This is a genomic window from Bacillus sp. EB106-07-01-XG149, assembly GCF_058791555.1.
Window position 1 is genome coordinate 1,086,492 of record NZ_JBYTDP010000001.1, and the last position, 14,635, is coordinate 1,101,126.

Genomic DNA, 14,635 nt, shown 5'->3' on the forward strand with positions numbered 1-14,635 from the left:
TCCTCCATATTATTACCTCCCTTATCATATAATTAGGTCATTTTGTAATCACCATCACTACTAAGTTCATTCCTTATTTAACCTCTGAATAAAACGTTTAAATGCCGATATCCCTTCGTCATCTCGCTTAAAAACACCAGCATCTTCAAGCGCCTGTATAAATTTCCGTCCCACTTCTTCTCTTATAATCTCCTGTACATTGTGTTCATGTATCCGATTGTCATATTTGATTTTTAATTGTTCTGCCCATCGTATATGAGGCGTTGGAATATCACTTGGAATGTTAAGTAAGAATTTTTCCACTTCCTGAAGTTCTGTTTTTAAACGCGCCGGAAGTACAGCTAACCCCATTACTTCAATCAGTCCGATATTTTCCTTTTTAATATGTTGTATTTCCGCATGAGGGTGGAAAATACCTAGCGGATGTTCTTCACTTGTACGATTGTTTCGCAAAACAAGGTCCAATTCGTATATACCATTCCGATAGCGGGCAATCGGCGTAATCGTATTATGTGGAACATCATTCGTAAATGCAAATGTATGAACAGAAGGATCACTATATCCCTTCCACCTCTCTAATATGTACTCCCCTGTATTTACTATTTGTTCTATGTCGTTACTTCTTAAGCGAATAACTGACATTGGCCATTTAATAATAGAACATTGCATTTCTGGAAAGTTAGTGAGTTCAAAAATTAAGTCGTTTGATGCATTTGCCATAGCAAATTCATAATTTCCACCTTGATAATGGTCATGTGTTAGAATAGATCCTCCTACAATAGGCAAATCTGCATTAGAACCAAGGAAATAATGCGGGAATTTTTCTACAAATTTTAACAAACGTAAAAATGTTTGACGGTCAATTTTCATATCACGGTGTTCTGAAGACAATACAATACAGTGTTCATTGAAGTATATATACGGAGAATACTGTAGAAACCAGCTTTCATCTGTAAGATTCATACGAATCATACGATGATTCGAGCGTGCTGGATGTCCAATTCTGCCTCTATATCCTTCATTCTCAATACAGAGTAAACATTTTGGATAATTTGTACTTTCCAATACTCTCTCTCTAGCAATTTGTTTCGGGTCTTTTTCCGGTTTTGATAAATTAATCGTTATATCAATGGGTCCATATTCCGTATTTACTTTATAATTTATATTTTTGGCAATTTGCTTCATTTGGATATAGTTGCTGTTTTTACTTAACTCATAGAAGTAATTTGTCGCAGCCTTCGGATTTTGTTCGTATTTTTCATAAAATAGAGAATTGATAACGGACGGTTTGGACATAAATACATCCATAATTGCACTTGCTAAAATCTCCTTCTCGTCCATTACTGCCTCAATGACTTTATGCATACAAGCATATTCAATTAACTCTTCCAATAACTCCGAAATTGCTTTCTTTGCGGGCGCTGACGCTTCCACTACAAAGTCATCTAAACGAAGTAAGGAAAGGATTTGATTCCTTGTATATATTTCATCTTCTTTTTCAATTAATTGAACTTCAATAGCACGATCAATTAACTGCTGGATAGCTTGATATATCATCAGTATATACCTCCTCTAACCTTATAGCGGTTTTCGTTGTTACGATGCAAGTTCTATGTACTTTTTATAATTTTATGAACAGACGTATAGGATAACCACCATTCTAATATACGTTGCATGAAAAAGAATTAAATACTAGATTCTCCTGTATATGCGACAGAACCATACGAAAAAACATCTCATATTCATATGAGATGTTTTTTCGTATTTGCTATTCTTTTAATAAATCTATTAATCCATTCCCTTCAGATGTACGTTCATACCCTAAAGGTACAGTTCTTTTAATAAGTTGTGCATATATTTCTGGCTCTGATAACTTTCTACCATATTCTCTCTCACACTGCTTAATGAGCAATGCCAGCGCTCCAGCAACATGCGGTGTTGCCATAGAAGTACCACTTAATACCGCATATTTTCCTTCGGGATACGTAGATAATATTTCATCACCTGGCGCCACTAAATCAATTTCTTGATTCGAATTACTAAAACATGCGATTTTCCGTTCTAAATTGACAGCGCCGACTTCAATTACTTCGGAATAAGCACCTGGGAAATCTAGTTCCTCTGTATTATCATTACAATCTCCATTATTCCCAGCAGCACATACGACGAGAACATCTTGTCTTACCGCATTTTGAATTGCTTCATGTAATTCTAGAACGTCTTGCGGGCCACCAAGTGACATTGAAATGACCCTAACTCTTTCTTTATTAGGTCCTCTCCAATTTACAGCATAATGAATCGCCTCAATAATTTGCTCATAACTTCCAGAACCATCTCCCGCTAAAACCTTTAACACTAACATTTTAGCAAGTGGTGCGACTCCTAAAACACCGACACCATTTTCAGTCGCTGCAATTGTCCCCGCTACATGAGTACCGTGTCCGTTATTATCAAGATAAATATTTGGATCCCCTTCGTAATCTTTCGTGAAATTTCTTCCACCGATAATGCGATCCTTTAAATCTATATGATTCACATCACAACCTGTATCTAATACGGCAACAACAATATCTTTTCCTTTCGCACTCTTCTCCCATACTTGTGGAGCATGAATGAGTTGTACACCTGGTGGAATTTCATTTACTTGTTCAACCACCTTATCTACTGTAAAAGGAATCAATTGTATACCTTTTTGTTTATTCGCTGTACTACTATTCATCGTAATCCCTCCTGAAAATATATTATTTTCATTTCAGACCACTTTTGAAAAGGTTTAAATGTAAAATTCGTTTTATTCGTTTCGTTTTCCTTCCTTAAAAATATTTCTCAATATAGCTTACTAATTTTATACTACTCTTTTTATTTATCTCGTAATTTTTATTCACCAAAAATCCGATTGGTACAACCAATAACAAAAATAAAAGGACCAATTTAATGGTCCTTTCATAGTTTTTAAAGAATGATATGAAATTTTAAAAATAAAATAAATTAAGACTAAGCCTCACTCTTATTTAAAAACTTCTCTATTTCTTTTATTAAATGTTTCGCTCCATCTATACTAACAGTAATGTTTCCATTTGCTAATGATATGTTTTGATTTGAAACATCACCTGTTATTTGACAAGCATTGTAAGGTTGATATTTTTGTAAAATGACTTTATCTTCTTCTACGAAAATTTCAAGTGGTGATTTGATTTGTATTCCCAATACATCACGTAATTCTTTAGGAATAACAATTCGTCCTAATTCGTCTACTTTTCGAATAACTCCTGTTGCTTTCATAATACTCCCCCCCTTACTTTCTATTATTTTTTCCACCTCGCTCTTTCCATTTTATCACTTTTTGGTAATACTTGTCTCTTTTTAGAAAATTTTGTACTCAAGTTAAAAAAACACATTTAACGAATACGTAATCTCTCTTTCAATTGTTTTAAATAACGAGATCTTATCAGTAAAAAGTAACCAACTTGAATTCCTACGAAAATACTTAATACAATCGCATTTTCTTTAAATAGTGAGTACTCAAACATCTGTCCGAGTGCAGTTAATGCTACTGCCCCATGTAATGTTGCAACGCCTATTGGAACGAAGAATAAAAGTGCCAATCGAATTGTAACTACTTTCGATAACTCTCCACTCGTTAAGCCTACTTTTCGAATCATTTCAAACAAACGAGTATCATCCTCCAAATCAGAAAACAAACGGAAGTAAAGGAAACTTCCTGCACATACGAAAAATACTATACCAATAAAGAAACCTACAAATAGAATTGGTCCTGCGATTTGTAAACTTTGGTTTTGTTCGTACTCTTCTGCACTAAACATTGCATGTTCTTCATAAATCTTCATTTGATGAGTAAGCTCTTTACCAACCTCTATTTCATCTTTCGTTCCTTCTGTTTTGTACACATAATCTTTTTCCTCTTTAAATCCTTCTTGTAATGCATCATATTGATTTTTAGAGATTACATAAACGTTACCTCTTAGTATTTTACTTAATGAAGAAGTATTAACTTTTTTCACTTTTAAAGATTCATTCAAATGTGGTAAAGTAATTTCTTTTCTTTCTTTCATCGGTGGGCCTGGTATATCGACTGATAAAAATAAAGCTTCTTTATTTGCTACAGTTTGAAATGGTTCTCCTGTTAACTTCGCATACTCCTTATAATCTGATTCTTTTATGAAAATAGCACTTCTTAAAGACTGCTCCTCTGACCTTTTCGTTGAAATAGTAGCTTTAGAAGCTGTTATACTATGCTTCTTTAATCCTTCATCAATTATCTTCAAATGCTGTGATTCATTACTATTTCCTTGCTTGGAGTGGTAATGAAACGCAATTGGTCTTTCCATAATTTCTTTCGTCATTGATGCGAAACCAACTAATGTACCTATTGCTGAAAATGCTACAGTTGAAATAATAGTTACAATAAAGAACATTCTGGCGTTGTCTCTCATACGGTAAGCTAAATCTGATAACGTAACAATATTTGTCTGTGTCCAATAGAAACGTTTACTTTTTTTACATAGTCTAATAATAAAGACACTCAACTGCTTGTACAGCAAATACGTACCAATAATGACTACCGTTGTAACAGGAATCATCATGACAAATACCATTGCACCGTGTGACATAAGTGCTCCCGCATATCCCGCACTAAGCAATATGACTGCTAATATAGAAGAAATAATGGAAGCTTTCGGTTCCGGCTTCGCTTCTGCTGATCCTCTAAACAATTTCATAATTTTATTTTTCCGAATCATTCCTGCACTAAACAATGAAATGATCATAAATAATACGAAAAACATAATACTCGTTACAACAATGGCTTTCATTGGTATGTAATAAGCTAAGGAAATATCTAATTTTAATATCATCGGAGCTACAAATATTAACATTCCAGAAAATAGCATTCCTGCAAGTATTCCAAAAATAATTGCCCCTATCCCAATCATAATATTTTCAAAGAAGATAAGACGCTTTAATTGATATTTCGTCATACCTAACATCATTAAAATTCCTAATTCACGCTTTCTCGTTTTTAAAAACATTCCCATCGAATATAAAATAAAGAAAAATGTAAATAAGTAAATAATGGACTGTGCAAAAGACATACTTACGAACACGTATTGCCCCAGTTCTCCAGCACTTAATGCCGGATGAAACGCAAAAAATGAATACACAAAAAAGGCCATAATAGCAAATGCACTACTTAAAAAATATGCTGAGTATGTTCGTCTATTTCGCGTTACATTCCGGTATGCGAGTTCTCTAATATTCATATTACTTCTCCGCCCTTCTACTAACTATGTTTTTATATTAGTAAAATACGGAAATACCTTCCATCGATTCAAATGACAAAAACCTTACATTATTGAAAGGTTTCAAAAAAATTGCTTAAACGAAGCAGTTTCATTATAATGACTACATTCATATTCATACACGCATCCTATTGTATATTCGCTAGTTTTGCGAAATAATAAAGGATAGAAGTATGTACCAATATACATATAAACTTAATTACTGCTTTAATATGAATAGGAGGAAACATAATGACATTACAAGAACAGATTATGAAAGCATTACATGTTCAGCCTGTAATTGATCCGAAAGCAGAAATCCGTAAACGTGTTGATTTCTTAAAAGATTATGTAAAAAAAACAGGTGCGAAAGGATTTGTACTTGGAATTAGTGGCGGACAAGACTCTACATTAGCTGGACGTTTAGCTCAGCTTGCAGTGGAGGAAATTCGTAATGAAGGTGGTAGCGCAACGTTTATCGCCGTGCGCCTTCCTTATAAAGTGCAAAAAGACGAAGATGATGCGCAATTAGCATTACAATTTATTCAAGCTGATCAATCTATTGCATTTGATATCGCTTCAACAGTTGATGCTTTCTCAAATCAATACGAAAACTTATTAGGTGAATCATTAACAGATTTCAATAAAGGTAACGTGAAAGCACGCATCCGTATGGTTACGCAGTACGCAATCGGTGGTCAACAAGGGCTACTTGTAATTGGAACTGATCACGCGGCAGAAGCTGTTACAGGATTCTTTACAAAATTCGGAGATGGTGGTGCAGACCTATTACCATTAACGGGATTAACGAAACGCCAAGGACGCGCTCTATTACAAGAATTAGGTGCAGACGAGCGACTTTACTTAAAAATGCCAACAGCTGATTTATTAGATGAAAAACCAGGTCAAGCTGATGAAACAGAGTTAGGTATTACGTATGATCAACTAGATGATTATTTAGAAGGTAAAGCAGTTCCAACTGACGTTGCAGAAAAAATTGAAAAACGTTACACAGTGAGCGAACATAAAAGACAAGTTCCAGCATCAATGTTTGATGATTGGTGGAAATAAATAAAACATAAAAAAGAAGCTAATCTCATTAGCTTCTTTTTTATGTTAACGATACACCCCTACTCTTTTCTCTAGTAAGTCCTGTAAACAATCCTCATGTTGTTGATTAAACAATGGTGGCATTTTGTTTAGCGGGAAAAACTTCAATTCCAACGTTTCATCACCGTCTACTTTTTGCTCTCCACCGGCAATTGAGCATGAAAAGAATATTAAAATTGACTGAGCTCTATCACCATTTGGATATGTTTGAAAATATTTTGTATACACCCCGAGAAGCTCATTTATTTCTACATCATAACCTGTTTCTTCTTTTATTTCTCGAATCGCGGTTTCTGCGGCAGATTCTCCGATTTCCATTGCACCGCCAGGAAATCCCCAAGCATTAAAATCACCTCTTTTTTGCAGTAATACTTCGCCAGATTCATTTAACACACAACCACCCGCAAAGTTTATGAGAACACAGTCGTGCCCTACTTTTTCACGTAATTCTTTTATATAATTAGCCATCCTCTTCCCCTTTTCATACATCTTCTATCACTATTTCTTATCTTTTTCAAGCAATTCAATCATTCGATCTAGCTTCTTATTCATATTAATTACATGTTGTTTTTTTGCAGCGCTGTTTTGCAATAATCTTCTAAGGAACAAAGTAAATGATAGGAAAAACAAAACGATAAGTCCGATTACTAAACAAGTATATATTAATGTAAAAATATTACTTTCGAACAAATTCATTCCAATCCCACATCCTTCCTTTTTGTATTTTATCACACAATTCTGTTTTTTAAAGTGATACATAATAAAAAGAGCACCTTTTACAGATGCTCTTCTTCATTAATTAATACGTAAATGTAATTGTCGCTAATGAATAATCTGCCATCGCACTATATGGTGCTACTTCATAAGATACACGTTTTGCACCTTTTGGCCAATTTATTTCATTTAACACTTTCTTTATATCTTGCATTGTTCCATCCATAGATTGCTTATATCGTACTTCTACCTTTTCTGGCTTAGAAGCGAATTGTTGCTGTAATTTTTTCTTAAATTCACTATAATTATCTGCCCCGTATTGTGCAGACAAATATTTTAAATTTGTTTCTTTTAACATTTGTTCATACGCAGCAGTCTTTGAACTACCCGTTTTTATTTTGTTTGTTAATTCATTAAAGTAACTTGCAGTTGCCGCCGGATATTTACTACGATCCCATTCATGATCTTTACTTAATTGCTCGTCAGACATATTAAAATATGAATATGTTACACGCCCAGCTTTATCTGGTACTGGATCATCGAATGTCGTATCAATGTGATACCATTTATTTTCAATGTTTACTAAATTCCATGCATGAGCTTGTCCATTCCCAGTGCCTGTTACAATATGATTTTGAATACCTGCTTCTTTTAACAACTCATACGTTAATAACGTATAGCCTTGGCAAACGGCAGAACGATTTGCTAATGCTTCATATGCTGTATACGCTTTATAAGACGTATCATAAGATACATGTTTCACAACATAATCATGAATCGCTTTTACTTTCTCATGCTCATCCATTCCAGGTTTTACAATTGAACCGATAATTGCTTTTGCCTGAGATTTCACATATTGTGTTTGCTCTTTTGATTCACGGTACTTAACTTGCAGTGTAAACGTATAGTTTCCTGGTAACCCTTTAATAGAATATTTAGTAGACGCTACATTATATTTTACATACTCATCTGCATCTACAATTTTATTAAACTCGCCATACAATTGGTCCATAACATTTCTAGCATTTCTATCTTTTGATTTATATGTGATTGTAATATTTTCTTCTCGATTATCAACCTGTTTTTTTAATTCTTTTCTAAAATCATTTAACAACTTTGCATCTGATTGTGATGTCGCTACAGTTGAATTCGTAGCTGCATAAGATACAGATGACGCCTGTAAGCCTCCCATTACTATAGTTGAACAAAGTGCGGCAGCTGTCACATACTTACTTGTCTTTCCCATCATGTCACTCCTTATATTCTATAACTATACGAAAAAGTATCGTATAGTTTCAGAGTATACAATACTTTTTCGTATAGGTCATATGAGATTATGCATATTTAACATTGTAAAAAGGTTGTTCTTTTTACAAGAACAACCTTTTTCATTAACAAGTTTGTAATACACAACATGTATTTTCAAAACGTCGATTTTTCAAGTCTTCATTTCCAATACAGAAATAAAGCATTCCTAAATCTCCCCACATCATATTACAATTTTTAGTATCTGAATCGATTTGGAATAAAAGCGTCATTTGCTGCGGGTCTATCCCCATATATTCTCCTGTCTCATATAATACTTCCTCTTGTACAGAAAATGGCTCACCAAACATTTGATGGTTATCATAGTTGTCTGGGATTAGTTCTTCAAGCAATTGTAAGAAACGATCTGAATCAGCCTCATCTTCAATGAAAAGCTCTGGCAATTTATATGTCAGTTCAAAAGTAGTTACACACTGGTTATAATTTGTTTGCAATTCATCGGCCCTTTGTAATTGCTCTACAGTAACATCATAATAAAGTACACGCCCCGCTTCAGTTGGATTCACATCTTCTTCAAAGTAATTTTCAATGCTAAAGAAATATAACATCCCTGTCTTAGGAAGATTGTGCTCCATACCAACATTTTGTAAATCATTTAAATTAAATTGAGCGATAAACTGTAACCGGTTTCCTTTGTACATTGGGTATTCAAATGCAGATGGTAAATCAGGAACTCCTCCCATTTTCGAACTACCTACCGCAACTGTTTCCTCCTGCTTTGGCACAACTTTCACACTAGGAAATACAGTATTAATAAGTTCTTCTTTTAAATGTGTCAGCCCATATTTATCAATTAATACTTCAATTTGTTTATTCATAAATTCTCCTTACATTTACATATTTATATCATCGCACAAAAATTATACTCCATTCTTTGTAAAAACAACAAGCCTCCAAAAAAACGGGCTCTTCCTTCATACGCGAACAAGTTAAAAAAAGCATAGTATACATTGTTCCTACAAACACGATAGTTCATTATTTCTTCCAGTACATTTTCCCCTCGTTCATTTTTATTTTTAATTTAAGGAGGAATTCCACATGGGTTACGGATATAGTTGCGGCGGTTACGGTTACGGCGGTAGTTGTGGTGGATGTGGTTATGGAGGTTTCGCTTTATTAATCGTTTTATTTATCCTTCTAATCATCATCGGAGCTAGCTGTTGGGGCGGCTTTGTAGGCTGCTAGTAAATTTAAAAACTATTGTAAAAAAGCACGTACAATACGTGCTTTTTTTCCATTTTCAAATCTTTTATTCGAAAGGAAGTATGATTGATGAAGATTGATGGTGTTTTTGAAGGAGGCGGTGTACGCGGGATTGCACATGTAGGGGCAATTTGCGCGTTAGCTGAAAAAGGCTATGAATGGGAGCGTGTAGCTGGAACATCAGCTGGTTCCATTATCGCTGCGCTCCTAGCAGCAGGATATTCTTGTTCAGAGTTAAAAACGATTATAACTGATATCGATTATAATAAATTTACGAAGAGAACCTTTATTGACAGAATCCCCTTTATCGGAAAAGGATTAAGTGCATGGACTACTCTTGGTATTTACTCCAATATATTTATAGAAGAATGGATTGAAGAATTACTTCGCAAAAAAGGAGTTCACTTATTTACAGATTTACCTGATTTAAATAAGCTTAAAATTATCGCTTCTGATATAAGTAATGGTAAAATGGTTATCTTTCCTGATGACTTACCAAACTACGGATTTTTAAATTATCGCTTCTCTATTGCTAAAGCTGTAAGAATGAGTAGTACAATCCCCTTCTTCTTTGAACCGGTAAAATGGAGAACCCCTAAATGGAAGCAACCTTGTTATATGGTTGATGGAGGGATTTTAAGCAATTACCCAATTTGGATTTTCGACTCACCTTCCTCTCCTCGCTGGCCAACATTTGGATTTCATTTCGTAAAAGATGAGATTCAAGCTGATCCTGCCCACTACAATGAGCCTATTTCCATGTTCAAAGGACTTTTTAAAACAATGATGCAAGCCCATGATTTACGTCATTTAGATAAGGAATCAAAAGCAAGAACGATTACAATTCCAACAGGATCCATTACAAGTACAAACTTTGAGTTAACAAAGGAAGAAAAAGAGTGGCTTTACAATTCTGGTTATAACGCCGCAAATAAGTTTTTACAATCTTGGAACTTCAGACAATATATCGATGACTATAGAAACGGAAATCAGGACCGAAAAACAAATCGGTATTTCCGTCAACTTGACTCATAATACTATTATTTTTCATACGAGAACACGTAACGCTTTCAAAAAAAATAAGCCTAGTAATATCATAGATTACGAGGCTTATTTACTTCCTGCTGCATCATTATTATTCGTTGCTTAAGGATACGTTAACCCTTCAGCTTCTTCCGCAGTAATAACTGTGTATCGATTTCCCGTTCGTAATCCTAACAATTCTGCTTTTTCAATTGCATCCTGCTTCGACTCCGCATAAGCAGCTAAATATTTTTCTCCATTGATAATTTGGCAAATTACGTATTGTTTCATTATTTTCTCCTCTTACTTTTTCATTAGTTGTGCAAGTTTTTTGATACCTATTTCAATTTCTTCTAACGTTGCGTATGAATAGGATAGACGCAAAAATTGGTTTGCACTTCTATCATACAAAGTACCTGGATTTAATAAAATCTTTTCTTTCAAAGCTTTGTCGAATAAGCTACGGTTCGAAACGGGTACATTCATATGTAACCAAATATAAAAACCACCTGTCGGTTCATACCATGTTGCTATATCACGACAATATTTCTCTAACATTTGCAACATAAAATCTCTACGTTTTTTCAACTTAGTTCTTACAAACTGTAAATGTTCATCATACAATCCATCTGCAAACCATTCCGCTGCAATTTGCTGGGATATAGAACTTGAACCATAATCTGTTTGCATTTTTATGTCTGCCAATCTTTGAATGACTGGCTCAGATCCAACAATCCATCCAATTCTTAACCCTGGACTAATAACTTTAGACATACTCCCAATATGTAGTACAATTCCGTTTTTATCATATGCTTTTAAAGGCTTTGAAACAGGCTCATCAAACCATAAGTCTTGGTACACCGCGTCTTCTATAATAGGCAAACCAATTTCGTTACATATTTCCATCACTTCTATTCGTTTCTTCGCATTCATACTAAAGTTCGTCGGATTATGAAAAGACGGGATTGTATATAAAATAGATGCATTAAATTGCTTCTTATATTTCGTAATATATGATGCATGTAAACCGTTCTCATCCATTGGTATACCAATTAAACGCATTCCTGCTGATTGAAAAACATTAAGAGAATATAAATAAGATGGTTTTTCTAATAAGATGGATGCCCCTTTTTGAAGAAGCCCCATAGAAATAAGTTGCAACGCTTGAATTGCTCCTGAAACAATTAATATAGAATCAGGAGTTACATCTATACCATGTCCTTTTAAATAGTCCGCAATTTTCTTCCTTAAATAGAAATTCCCTTTCGGTTCTTCATACCCAAGTATCATGCTCGACTTTAAAAGCTTATTCATAATATCTTTCATCTTTTTTTCAGGTAAAAGACTTGGCGCGAGCTCACCTGTTCCTAAACGAATTACATGCGGATAAAATTCAGCTTGATTAATCTCTTGAATAGCAGGCAGATTCGGATAATGAAGTCCTGTTTCTACATAAGACTGCCAATTAGGCGGGGGCGCGTACGTTGAAGCATTCTCATTATTATTTACAACAATTGTTCCTTTCCTGCCATTCCCTTCAATGTATCCCTTTGCCACTAGTTCATCGAAAGCCATTACAATTGTACTCCGGTTCACACCGAATGTATGTGCCAAATCTCTTTGTGAAGGCAATTTCGTTCCAACAGTCCATTCTCCATTAACGATTCTTTCTTTTATATACGTTTCTATTTGTTTATACAGAGGAGTCGCTAGAGACATATTCGGTTTCCAAACAAAGCTTTCCATCATATCACCTTATATTCTTTTTGGTTGGTAACCTCTCCAATCATATGGATGGATACAAATTTTCATTTCTTCTATACAATATACACTATCATACTGAATTAAAATAGGAGGTAATATGATGAGTGAAGCAATTATTCATGGTATCATTCTTGCATTTGGTCTTATCATTCCATTAGGTGTCCAAAATGTTTTCGTCTTTAACCAAGGTGCGAGCCAACCAAACATTTGGAGGGCAGCCCCTGTAGTATTAACTGCCTCTATATGTGATACGTTACTCATATTGATTGCAGTGCAGGGTGTCTCCCTTATACTCCTTACTTTTTCTTGGCTAACTAACACGTTATATATAATTGGATTTTTCTTTCTCCTATATATGGGCTTTGTTATTTGGAGAAGTAACCCTTCCAACGATATAAAAAAAGAAAACAGTATGCCATTAAAAAAGCAAATCCTTTTCGCTGCATCGGTTTCGTTATTAAATCCACATGCAATTTTAGATACAATCGGTGTAATCGGAACAAATTCTATTCAATACATAGAAAGTGAAAAATGGGCTTTCACACTTGCAACTATTATCGTTTCTTGGATTTGGTTTATAAGCTTAGCCTTAGCGGGGAAATTTCTAAAAAGAATAGACTCAACCGGAAAGACAATCGTATTATTAAATAAGTTTTCGGGTCTCATCATTTGGGGCGTCGCGCTTTATATGTTAAAACAAGTTATGTATTCTTAATGAACGAAAGAGAATTGCATGTTCCTTAAAACACCATGCAATTCTCTTACAGGTTATGAAGTAGGTTCCGTTTTCTGTTTTACCGTCTTTGCATCTTTTGCTGGTTTAATCCAAATCATTGCTATAACAGCACCGATACCAGCGAAAATACTTGTTACATAAAACACTTCATGGTCAGCACCTTTCATGAAAAAAGAGTATAGAGGTGGTCCAGCTGCTACACCAATAAATCGCATGGAACTATAAAATGACGTAACTGTCCCCCTTTGCTCCTTTTCAATTCCTTGTGTAATTAGGGCGTCTAAACATGGGAGTGCCATACCAATTCCTATCCCCATAATAACGAGACAAAGAAGTAGTAAATAAATCCCTTTTATAAATAAAGGAATGATGACTGATGCAGCTGCCATTAAAAAACCAATATAAATACACTTCTTCATTACATTTTGATTATCTCCAATTTTTTTACCCGCCATATATGAACTAAGTGACAGTACAAGTAACGGGATAGCAAGTACACAACCTTTCCATATACCATGTATGTCATACTTTGATTCCAGTATCGTCGACAAATAAAAGAGAATTCCGAATAAAATAAGCATAATAATTGCACCTAATACAAAAATGGCAATTAACCATCTTCCCTTTTCTCGAAACGTAGAGATAATAGATTTTATAAACTCTTTAAGTGGTGGCACTTCTCCTTCTTGTTTCTTTGCCTTTACTAGAACAAGTAATAAAACAATTGATACTATGCATAAAACTGGAATTGCCCAAAATGGTAAGAACCATACAATGGCAGCAAGAGCAGATCCTAAAATAGGGCTCAGCACTTTTCCAAATGTATTGGATGTTTCAATGATTCCTAAACCTGTACTAACTTGTTTTTCATCTTTGTATAAATCACCAACACACGGTATAACAACTGGCATTGCACCAGCAGCACCAATACCTTGAATCGCTCTACCGATCAATATCCAAGTGTAGGGATTATCAACTTTCCATGATACCCAACCAGTTATCGCTCCTCCTATAGCCGCAATCAGCAAACTCGGAACCATTATCATCTTTCGTCCCCATCTATCTGATAAATAACCAGCAATCGGTATAAGTAAAATGGCTACAATAGAGTAAATTGTAATAATCATGGATACTTGAAACGATGAAATATGTAATTTCTTTTCGATAGTCGGTAGGATTGGAATGAGCATTGAATTCCCTAATGTCATAACAAGTGGAACTGATGCAAGCGCAATTAAACAACAGTTTTCTTTTTTTAACATGTTGGCTTCGGAACCCTTTCATCGTATATTTCTGACCATATAATAGCCCTGCTGGAACGTAATTTTTCATTCCACCAGGGCTATTACATCTTTACTACTTCCCATTTACAACAAAAGAAATTGGGGAAAATATAGTATTATTCCTATTCTTTGAATCCAGTTCGCAATATATTCATACCAATTAATTGAAAAAAAAAGAA

General features: G+C 34.5%; 15 protein-coding genes. 4 read left to right on the forward strand and 11 right to left on the reverse strand.

Annotation, left to right across the window (positions count from 1 at the left end; all coding sequences use genetic code 11):
- Positions 1–66 precede the first annotated feature (66 nt).
- From galT to AC3WTA_RS05595, 4 genes are all read right to left on the reverse strand, one after another.
- Positions 67–1,557: a UDP-glucose--hexose-1-phosphate uridylyltransferase gene (galT, locus tag AC3WTA_RS05580; RefSeq protein WP_000640225.1), complete on the reverse strand. Its 1,491-nt coding sequence runs from the start codon at positions 1,555–1,557 to the stop codon at positions 67–69.
- A gap of 211 nt (positions 1,558–1,768) precedes the next feature.
- Positions 1,769–2,719, reverse strand: a complete 951-nt coding sequence (locus AC3WTA_RS05585) for a serine protease (protein WP_001089046.1) — start codon at positions 2,717–2,719, stop codon at positions 1,769–1,771.
- A gap of 275 nt (positions 2,720–2,994) precedes the next feature.
- Positions 2,995–3,282 carry an AbrB/MazE/SpoVT family DNA-binding domain-containing protein gene (locus AC3WTA_RS05590; protein ID WP_000648329.1) on the reverse strand — a complete coding sequence of 96 codons (288 nt, stop codon included), beginning with the start codon at positions 3,280–3,282 and terminating at the stop codon, positions 2,995–2,997.
- Between the two features lie 116 nt (positions 3,283–3,398).
- Complete coding sequence (locus tag AC3WTA_RS05595; RefSeq protein WP_001025973.1) at positions 3,399–5,279, reverse strand: ABC transporter permease; 1,881 nt, start codon at positions 5,277–5,279, stop codon at positions 3,399–3,401.
- Positions 5,280–5,549: 270 nt separating this feature from the next.
- On the opposite strand from AC3WTA_RS05595, the gene nadE reads away from it, so the two are divergent.
- Positions 5,550–6,368, forward strand: coding sequence for an NAD(+) synthase (nadE, locus tag AC3WTA_RS05600; RefSeq protein WP_000174887.1), 819 nt, complete (start codon positions 5,550–5,552; stop codon positions 6,366–6,368).
- Positions 6,369–6,413: 45 nt separating this feature from the next.
- Here nadE and AC3WTA_RS05605 read toward each other — a convergent pair whose 3' ends face one another.
- The 4 genes from AC3WTA_RS05605 to AC3WTA_RS05620 form a co-directional block, all read right to left on the reverse strand.
- The gene (locus AC3WTA_RS05605) at positions 6,414–6,875 is read right to left on the reverse strand and encodes an NUDIX hydrolase (protein ID WP_000024987.1); all 462 of its coding nucleotides are present in this window, start codon (positions 6,873–6,875) and stop codon (positions 6,414–6,416) included.
- 30 nt (positions 6,876–6,905) lie between these two features.
- Positions 6,906–7,103 carry a DUF4083 domain-containing protein gene (locus AC3WTA_RS05610; RefSeq protein ID WP_002203457.1) on the reverse strand — a complete coding sequence of 66 codons (198 nt, stop codon included), beginning with the start codon at positions 7,101–7,103 and terminating at the stop codon, positions 6,906–6,908.
- 103 nt (positions 7,104–7,206) lie between these two features.
- A complete protein-coding gene (locus AC3WTA_RS05615) occupies positions 7,207–8,367 on the reverse strand; it encodes a transglutaminase domain-containing protein (RefSeq protein WP_000520869.1) in 1,161 nt (386 codons plus the stop codon).
- Between the two features lie 145 nt (positions 8,368–8,512).
- On the reverse strand, positions 8,513–9,265 hold the full coding sequence (locus AC3WTA_RS05620) for a YwqG family protein (protein WP_001041260.1): 753 nt from the start codon (positions 9,263–9,265) through the stop codon (positions 8,513–8,515).
- 220 nt (positions 9,266–9,485) lie between these two features.
- Here AC3WTA_RS05620 and AC3WTA_RS05625 point away from each other — a divergent pair, with 220 nt between their 5' ends.
- Positions 9,486–9,632, forward strand: coding sequence for a YjcZ family sporulation protein (locus AC3WTA_RS05625; protein ID WP_000540425.1), 147 nt, complete (start codon positions 9,486–9,488; stop codon positions 9,630–9,632).
- An 87-nt stretch (positions 9,633–9,719) separates the two neighbouring features.
- Positions 9,720–10,685, forward strand: a complete 966-nt coding sequence (locus AC3WTA_RS05630) for a patatin-like phospholipase family protein (protein ID WP_000686805.1) — start codon at positions 9,720–9,722, stop codon at positions 10,683–10,685.
- A gap of 111 nt (positions 10,686–10,796) precedes the next feature.
- On the opposite strand, the gene AC3WTA_RS05635 is transcribed toward AC3WTA_RS05630, so the two are convergent.
- Positions 10,797–10,964, reverse strand: coding sequence for a DUF3933 family protein (locus AC3WTA_RS05635; protein ID WP_000816376.1), 168 nt, complete (start codon positions 10,962–10,964; stop codon positions 10,797–10,799).
- 12 nt (positions 10,965–10,976) lie between these two features.
- On the reverse strand, positions 10,977–12,419 hold the full coding sequence (gene pdxR, locus AC3WTA_RS05640) for a MocR-like pyridoxine biosynthesis transcription factor PdxR (protein WP_000443456.1): 1,443 nt from the start codon (positions 12,417–12,419) through the stop codon (positions 10,977–10,979).
- Positions 12,420–12,537: 118 nt separating this feature from the next.
- Between pdxR and AC3WTA_RS05645 the strand changes: the two genes are divergently transcribed.
- Entirely contained in the window at positions 12,538–13,152 is a 615-nt protein-coding gene (locus AC3WTA_RS05645; protein WP_001287292.1) for a LysE/ArgO family amino acid transporter, read from the forward strand.
- Positions 13,153–13,205: 53 nt separating this feature from the next.
- Here AC3WTA_RS05645 and bcbE read toward each other — a convergent pair whose 3' ends face one another.
- On the reverse strand, positions 13,206–14,435 hold the full coding sequence (gene bcbE, locus AC3WTA_RS05650; protein ID WP_000913346.1) for a bacillibactin exporter BcbE: 1,230 nt from the start codon (positions 14,433–14,435) through the stop codon (positions 13,206–13,208).
- Between the last annotated feature and the right edge of the window lie 200 nt (positions 14,436–14,635).